General features: G+C 57.3%; 1 protein-coding gene. It reads left to right on the plus strand.

Going from position 1 to position 524, the window contains the following annotated elements; all coding sequences use genetic code 11:
* Positions 1-330 precede the first annotated feature (330 nt).
* Positions 331-524 (plus strand): hypothetical protein (locus tag A3730_RS08610; RefSeq protein WP_197477379.1); only part of this gene is annotated, 194 nt, incomplete at its 3' end.

Genomic DNA, 524 nt, shown 5'->3' on the forward strand with positions numbered 1-524 from the left:
GACGGACCAGGCTTCTCCACGCAGTTGGCTCTCTTCAACCATGGTGCGTACCTCGTTGGCTGGCTGCCCTGTACAGGCAGCCAGTAACAGTGCGGTGCTGCCCAGCAGCAGCGGAAGGCGAAATGGGGTCATGGTGTGTCCTTGTGAGACGTTGTGGGTTACTTAGTGTATGTGCGGGGCGATATGGTTCCCGGCCAGGCTGGCGTTTATTGATGTGGCGCAAGGTTGTTGCAATGGATGAGAGGAGTGCGTTGACTGGTCGCGGAAGAACAGGACAATGCAGTGAATCCTCTCTTATCTTCACTTTTCTGATCGCAATGATGGCAGGCCATGCTGAATACGTTGCTGGAATTTTATATTGAGCACCAGTGGCTGGCGCTGCCGCTGGCCATGCTGTCCGCCGCTGGGGTGGGCATTCTGTGGATGGGCTGGTTGAGCCTGATGCTCACCGCGTTCGGTCAGCGGCGCTGGCTATGGGGGTTTGCGATTTTGTTGCTGCCTGTGCCGGCGTCCCCATGTTTTGC

The sequence above is a fragment of the Alcanivorax sp. HI0044 genome, assembly GCF_001634945.1.